This window comes from Pseudoduganella sp. GW821-FHT12E03 (genome assembly GCF_058807115.1).
In genome coordinates, this window is record NZ_JBXAQJ010000034.1 from 1 (window position 1) to 4,328 (window position 4,328).

5 protein-coding genes are annotated in these 4,328 nt (G+C 60.8%); 4 read left to right on the forward strand and 1 reads right to left on the reverse strand.

Annotated elements, in window-relative coordinates:
• Positions 1 to 179 (forward strand): aldehyde dehydrogenase family protein (locus tag AC1RRC_RS33120; RefSeq protein WP_493060186.1); only part of this gene is annotated, 179 nt, incomplete at its 5' end.
• A 45-nt stretch (positions 180 to 224) separates the two neighbouring features.
• Here the strand turns inward: AC1RRC_RS33120 and AC1RRC_RS33125 are convergent.
• Complete coding sequence (locus tag AC1RRC_RS33125; protein ID WP_493060182.1) at positions 225 to 1,148, reverse strand: LysR family transcriptional regulator; 924 nt, start codon at positions 1,146 to 1,148, stop codon at positions 225 to 227.
• Positions 1,149 to 1,234: 86 nt separating this feature from the next.
• Between AC1RRC_RS33125 and AC1RRC_RS33130 the strand changes: the two genes are divergently transcribed.
• Genes AC1RRC_RS33130 through AC1RRC_RS33140 form a run of 3 tightly spaced genes read left to right on the forward strand, consistent with a single transcriptional unit; the run spans position 1,235 to position 4,146 of the window.
• Entirely contained in the window at positions 1,235 to 2,206 is a 972-nt protein-coding gene (locus AC1RRC_RS33130; protein WP_493060183.1) for an MBL fold metallo-hydrolase, read from the forward strand.
• Between the two features lie 3 nt (positions 2,207 to 2,209).
• A complete protein-coding gene (locus AC1RRC_RS33135) occupies positions 2,210 to 3,928 on the forward strand; it encodes an FAD-dependent oxidoreductase (protein ID WP_493060185.1) in 1,719 nt (572 codons plus the stop codon).
• A gap of 5 nt (positions 3,929 to 3,933) precedes the next feature.
• The gene (locus AC1RRC_RS33140; protein WP_493060188.1) at positions 3,934 to 4,146 is read left to right on the forward strand and encodes a DUF2783 domain-containing protein; all 213 of its coding nucleotides are present in this window, start codon (positions 3,934 to 3,936) and stop codon (positions 4,144 to 4,146) included.
• Positions 4,147 to 4,328 lie beyond the last annotated feature (182 nt).

Genomic DNA, 4,328 nt, shown 5'->3' on the forward strand with positions numbered 1-4,328 from the left:
GTATTTTCCGGGTCGTGGAAGAACTGGAATTCGGCATGGTCGGTGTCAACGAAGGCATGATTTCCACCGAAGTGGCGCCGTTTGGCGGCGTCAAGACGTCCGGCCTGGGACGCGAGGGATCTAAGTACGGCGTGGATGACTACCTGGAAATCAAGTACGTCGCCCTCGGAGGGCTGTAACAAACTGCATGGGGTACAGCCTTCCAACGCTGTACCTCGTGCTGCTCACTCGGGCAGCGTATCGAACACCTGCTTGATCATCCGCCGCAGCCAGCTGTTGGCGGCATCGTGGTGGAAGCGAGGATGCCAGTGCTGGCGGATCGCAAACGGTGGCACCACCACCGGCGTTTCCACCATGCGCACACTTTTATAGCCGGTAAACCGCGTCGCCAGTTCGCGCGGCACGGTGGCGATCAAGTCCGGGTTTTGCTCGATGATCATGGGCACGGTGAGGAAATGCGGTGTGGTCAAATACACGCGGCGCTGTCCAGCCAGCTGGTCGATGATGCTGTCGTAGCCATCCTCGGTGCGCCCGGACAGCGACACCACGATATGTTCCATTGCTAAAAATCGTTCCAATGAAATGCTGTCACCGATCTTGTGGTTGCGGCGGTTGGCGATGGTGACAAACGAGCGGGTAAATAACTGTTGCTGGAACAATCCATCGGGAACCGCGTGCAGCGATCCCAGTGCGAGGTCGGCGTCGCCGCTTTCCAACGCGGCGTGGATCTGGCGCGCCGGTACTTGCAGCGTGCGCAAGGTGCATCCGGGCGCCGCTTGCCGCAATTGCGCTATCAGCCGGGGCAGGAAAATCAATTCGCCCATATCCGTCAGGCACAGCGAAAACGTGCGGCGCGCCTGGGCCGCATCGAAGCCTTCGCGAACCAGTAATTCTCCACGTACCGTCCCCATCACGGTCAGCACGGGCGCCTGCAATTCCAGCGCTTTCGGCGTCGGCTGCATGCCGCTGCCGGTTTTCAGGAACAGCGGATCGCCAAAGAACAGCCGCAGGCGCTTGAGCGCGTGGCTGACCGCGCTCTGCGACATGCCCAGTTCCTCGGCCGCGCGGCTGACATGGCCGATCCGGATCAGCGCGTCGAATACCGGCAGCAAATTCAAGTCCAGTTCTTCGTTATGAACACTATTCATAATACTCATCGATGGTGTGCGATTTACACATGATAAGCGCAAGCGTATCGTTTTCCCACCGATTAAACAACCAGGGAGCAAGCATCATGGCAGGGAAAAAATTTGCATCGCAGGCGGACCTCGAAGAAAAAAAGACCAGCTTCATTAAACTGTCCGACAACGCTTACGCTTATACGGCGGAGGGGGATCCAAATTCCGGCGTCATCATTGGCGACGACAGCGTGATGGTGATCGACACCACCGCGACACCAGTGATGGCGCAGGCGCTGATCAACCATATCCGCTCGGTGACGGATTTGCCGATCAAGTATGTGGTGCTGTCGCACTACCATGCGGTGCGTGTGCTGGGCGCATCCGCTTATTTTGATGAGGGCGCCGAGCAGGTCATCGCTTCGCGTGGCACCTACGAATTGATTGTCGAGCGTGGCGAGCAGGATATGAAATCGGAAATCGAACGTTTCCCGCGTTTATTCGCGGGCGTGGAATCGGTGCCCGGCTTGAGCTGGCCAACCATGGTGTTCGAGAAGGAAATGACGATCTTCATGGGTAAGCTGGAAGTCAAGCTGGCCCACATCGGCATGGGACATACCAAGGGCGACACCATCGCCTGGATTCCCGCGCAAAAAATTTGCTTCTCGGGTGACTTGGTCGAATACGACGCCGCCGCTTACACGGGCGATGCGCAACTGGAAGAATGGCCGGCCACCCTGGAAGCGCTGCGCGCGTTGGGGGCGGAAAAGCTGGTGCCGGGCCGCGGTCCCGCGCTGGTCACGCCGGAGCAAGTCAACGAGGGCATCGACTATACCAAGGACTTCGTCACGACACTGCTGCAAAGCGCGAAAGAAGCGGTTGCTGACGGCATGAGCTTGAAGGAAACCATGGCCCATGCGCGCAGCAAGATGGACCCGAAGTTCGGCCATGTCTTTATCTATGAGCACTGCCTGCCATTCGATGTGACCCGCGCGTACGATGAAGCGCAAGGCATCAAGCATCCGCGCATCTGGACCGCCGAGCGCGACAAGGAAATGTGGCATGCGCTGCAGGCCATGGAGGGTTGAACGATGGACAAGGATTATCAACGGGTCGAGTATGCTTACGTACGCTCGCCCGACCAGGATGCCCGGCTTCCGGTGCGGCGGCCCGTGGTGGTGGTGGGCGCTGGCCCGGTGGGCCTGTCGGCGGCCATCGACCTGGCGCAGCAGGGCGTGCCAGTGGTGGTGCTGGATGATGACTGCAAGCTGTCGACCGGGTCGCGCGCCATTTGCTTCGCCAAGCGCACGCTGGAAATCTGGGACAGGCTGGGCTGCGGCGAGCGCATGGCCAGTAAAGGGCTGTCGTGGAATGTCGGCAAAGTGTTTTACCAGGATGACGAGGTGTATGCCTTCAATCTGCAGGACGAGCCGGGCTATCGCCGGCCCGCCTTCGTCAACCTGCAGCAATACTATGTGGAAGGGTATCTATTCGAGCGCGCGCTGGAATTGCCGCTGATCGAACTCCGCTGGAACAACCAGGTGACCGGGGTGGAGCAGCACGGCAGCCATGTGCTGCTGGCGGTGGAAACGCCTGATGGCCCGTACACACTGGAATGCGAATACCTGGTGGCGGCGGACGGCTCGCGCAGCGCGGTGCGCAAGTTGTCGGGACTGGAAAGCACGGGCCGCACATTTTATGACCGCTTCCTGATCGCCGATGTCAAGATGAAGGCGGATTTTCCGACCGAACGCTGGTTCTGGTTCGACCCGCCATTCCACCGTAACCAGTCGGTGCTGCTGCATCGCCAGCCGGATAACGTGTGGCGCATCGATTTCCAATTGGGATGGGATGCCGATCCGGCCGTGGAAAAATTGCCGGAAAATGTCATCCCGCGCGTGCAGGCGCTGCTGGGTAAGGACGTGGAATTCGAACTCGAATGGGTCAGTATTTACACGTTTTCCTGCTTGCGGATGGCATCGTTCCGCCATGGACGGGTGCTTTACACGGGTGATGCCGCCCATGGCGTGTCGCCGTTCGGCGCGCGCGGCGCCAACAGCGGGGTGCAGGACGCGGAAAACCTGGCCTGGAAATTGAAACTGGTGCTGGCGGGGCTGGCGCCCGTGTCTTTGCTGGACAGCTATGCGCAAGAGCGTGAATACGCGGCCGATGAAAATATTTTGCATTCCAGCCGCGCCACGGATTTCCTTTCGCCGAAAAGCGCGGTCAGCCGCGTGTTCCGCAATGCAACGTTGCGGCTGTCGCGCGACTATCCGTTTGCCCGGCAACTGGTCAACAGCGGCCGCTTGTCGGTGCCGGCGGTACTGGCCGGCAGCGCGCTCAATACGCTGGACCGCGATGTGTTCGAGGGCGGGTTGCCGCCCGGCGCGACGATTGCCGATGCGCCGCTGCACACTGGCGCTGGCGCGAAGACGTGGTTCAGCGCCAGTGTCGGCAGCCAGTTCAACCTGGTGCTGTTCCATGACGCCGCCAGTTGGACGCCTGCCATGCTTGAGACGCTACTGGCGCTGCAAGACAGCGCGGTGAAGGTGATGCCACTGGTGATTGCGCCTGCCGGCATGGATGTTGCCGCACTGGCCCAGTCCCTCGAAGGGGTGGCGGTATTGACGGACACCGATGGCTTGCTGGCGCGGCGCTATGACGCGTCGGCCGGGACGTGTTATCTGCTGCGTCCGGACCAGCATGTGTGCGCCCGCTGGCGCCGGTATGACCCCGGGCAGGTGCGCGCGGCGCTGCGGCGCGCCACCGGCCATGCTTTTGATTCTGCTACTGGAAAGGAATTGCCATGATGACGATGCACTTGAACGTGGCGCCGCACCTGGCGCGGCCGGACGACTTTTATGAAATGCTGATCGACATGCACCGGGAATTGTCGCCGGAGCAAAGCGAGGCTGCGAACGCGGCGCTGATCCTGTTGCTGGCGAACCATATAGGTGATCATGCGGTGCTGTCCGAAGCCATGGCGATTGCCCGGGCGGATGGGAGCAAATTCAGGGGCACGCAGTAAATCGCAGCCACGGCCATGGCGCGGCCATTGGCGTTGTTGGCCGTCACTTCGACGGCCGCATATGTGGCAATGCCGCTACTAAACGGGGGCAGTACCATTCGCAGCCGCCCCCTTGGCAGGCAGCCGGTGGACGCGCAGGAAAAAACGGCCCGCCAGGGCGGGCCAAAGGGAGGAAGCAAGCG